This window comes from Bacillus sp. 05T31, assembly GCF_056396725.1.
This window is the reverse complement of sequence record NZ_JBFTMA010000850.1, coordinates 1-2,499: the sequence shown is the minus strand read 5'-3', so window position 1 is coordinate 2,499 and position 2,499 is coordinate 1. Positions and strand designations below refer to the sequence as shown.

Genomic DNA, 2,499 nt, shown 5'->3' with positions numbered 1-2,499 from the left:
ATACATAGCGTGGAACAGCCCATTTCACTCTCCATTTTTCAAATGGGATTAAAAATTCATCATCACTTTTAGGTTTATTTTTCATACCAATAGTTTCTCTATTTAACTTCCAAATTGCAGGAGACAGAATGATATTTTTGTAACGAATCCTTGGATAATAAGGTGAAGATGTCATATTACCCCAATTGAATGTTCTCCAGTGGTCTAAATCATTTAGGGAAACTTCTCTCATAAAGCGATAAATATTAGGGCCACTTTGGTAATTTAGTACATTACCAGCTACCACTTTAATTCTTTTCCCAAATTTTTTAGATTTCAGATAAAAGTTTTCTAATGATGCTCCAACGACAATATCATCAATTGGAATTTGCAAAGTATCTTCATCTCCATTTGTTCCAAGAGTTACAGTTACTTCTCTTGTAGTTTTTCCAATTGCCACATTCGCTGAACGGCCAGTTGCCGGAAGAAAACTTCCCTCTACCATAACGATATCATTATTAAATTGATGGTCAATCTCCGCTTCTTGTTGCTGAATTTCACGTCTAACATTTGGATCTAAGATATCTAAAAATCGACCAAATGTGCTTCCTGCTGCATGAGATCCTGGATTTGGGCTTAGGCATAAATTATACTTTCCATTGTCTAATTCCTCTTGCGAAGTAGCATACAATTCTCCATATACTTCAAATGAATCTGGAGCGTATCGAGTATCTTTTTCTATTCCAATTCTGCTAATTATTTCATCAGTAATTTCAATTTCTTTTTGCTGATTATGAATAGCTTCAATAAGCATATATGATAATTGGACATTACGTTCTTCATCTAAAGGCGGCGTAAAATTTTCTCCATCCCTATTTCCTTTTGGATTTTTATATGTCGCGGGTGCTCCAAGCCCTAATTCCTCACTTAAAAGTTCTACCAATGGAACTTCCCTAGTTGTTCCGTATTTTTCTAAAAATTCAATATGATATTTTTGGAGATGAGGAAATCCAACTCCGCTATCGGCTATGCTCCATAACACTTGAGCTGCTTTACTAACATCATTTGCTACGTTTTTTCCTATAGCTAAATCATGCATATTTAAAGCGAAATCTACTTGAAGAGGCGTTGAAACTTCATAAATCCCCTTCATTAATAGGATAAGATCGTTGTATATAGAAAGCCCCTTTCCAAGCTGTAATTGATCATAAACAAGTATTAAATCTTTTACCTTCAGTAAATCTTCCCATATTTGATTTTCACCAACTCTTACTTTTAACTTGTCAATCACATAATCAAATGGGGAGTCATATGTAAGTGGCGGTCTTAGCTCAGTTATAAGGTATTCTTGCTCTACCAACTGGAGAATAAAGTTTTCCATTACCTTTATATCTGTGCCTGGATAGTCATTATTCAACTTTTGGAGAAGCTCTTTCACTGTAATATGTGTTTCAGCTAAATCTAAAACTTTCTTAACAACTTCACTATATGTAATTGAAATATTTTCTTTTTTCTCCATATCTTTCTTACGTAACCATTCCATATCAGGCCGAGTTCTTTTCTTAAATTGTTCAAAATGGCTCATTTCAAGTAAAGATTTTTCTTTAAACTCTCCGGATGCTACCCCGGAAAAAGCTCCAAAAGGTGTTGGGCGTGTTGTCATTCTTAACATATATCGTAATACAGAAGATATTACTTGTTGTGTTTTCCTATTACTTAAATCACCATGTATATATTTAAGAGATTCAAGCAATGAAGGACTTGCAATGGCAATGGCTTCCTTAATGTAATCCATTTCTGCATATTCCCTTAATTTTTCAATCAATAATTCTTGATCCTTAATTTGATATAGTGCGTTAAATGGTAAAAACGGGGATCTAATCATAAAAAATGGTAGAGGTTCAAATATATTATTACATGCGGTTTTATTTGATGTATGAATAGTCTTCCTTTTTTCTGTAATCATTTGGAATCTTCCCTTCTGTTCTAATCAAATATTATAATAGGAGAAAAAGAGGGACACATCTGTGTTCCCTCTTTTTGGGCATTCAATTAGCAACAGAAGCTATTGAATGAACCTGTGTTTCCACAGCCAGGCGTACAAGCTGAAATACTTGTAATTTGTGGATCTACATCACCTGAAGCTGTTGTTACTTGAACATCYAAATCAAAAAGGTTTTTTTCGTTAATCATTTTCTTTTCCCCCTAAARTTTTTTTAAGACRWTATGTCTTATGTAGCAATTAGCAACAGAAGCTATTGAATGAACCTGTGTTTCCACAACCAGGCGTACAAGCTGAAATACTTGTAATTTGTGGATCTACATCACCTGAAGCTGTTGTTACTTGAACATCYAAATCAAAAAGRTTTTTTTCATTAATCATTTTCTTTTCCCCCTAAAATTTTTTYAAGATAATATATCTTATATAGCAATTAGCAACAGAAGCTATTRAATGAACCTGTGTTTCCACAACCAGGCGTACAAGCTGAAATACTTGTAATTTGTGGATCTACATCACCT

4 protein-coding genes are annotated in these 2,499 nt (G+C 33.8%); all 4 read right to left on the bottom strand.

Annotated elements, in window-relative coordinates; genetic code table 11:
* A partial coding sequence (locus AC1DJR_RS29150) for a lantibiotic dehydratase family protein (protein ID WP_477004162.1) occupies positions 1–1,945 on the bottom strand: 1,945 nt, incomplete at its 3' end.
* A gap of 86 nt (positions 1,946–2,031) precedes the next feature.
* On the bottom strand, positions 2,032–2,172 hold the full coding sequence (locus tag AC1DJR_RS29145) for a gallidermin/nisin family lantibiotic (protein ID WP_000606628.1): 141 nt from the start codon (positions 2,170–2,172) through the stop codon (positions 2,032–2,034).
* A gap of 49 nt (positions 2,173–2,221) precedes the next feature.
* Complete coding sequence (locus AC1DJR_RS29140) at positions 2,222–2,362, bottom strand: gallidermin/nisin family lantibiotic (protein WP_000606628.1); 141 nt, start codon at positions 2,360–2,362, stop codon at positions 2,222–2,224.
* Positions 2,363–2,411: 49 nt separating this feature from the next.
* A partial coding sequence (locus tag AC1DJR_RS29135; RefSeq protein ID WP_142247183.1) for a gallidermin/nisin family lantibiotic occupies positions 2,412–2,499 on the bottom strand: 88 nt, incomplete at its 5' end.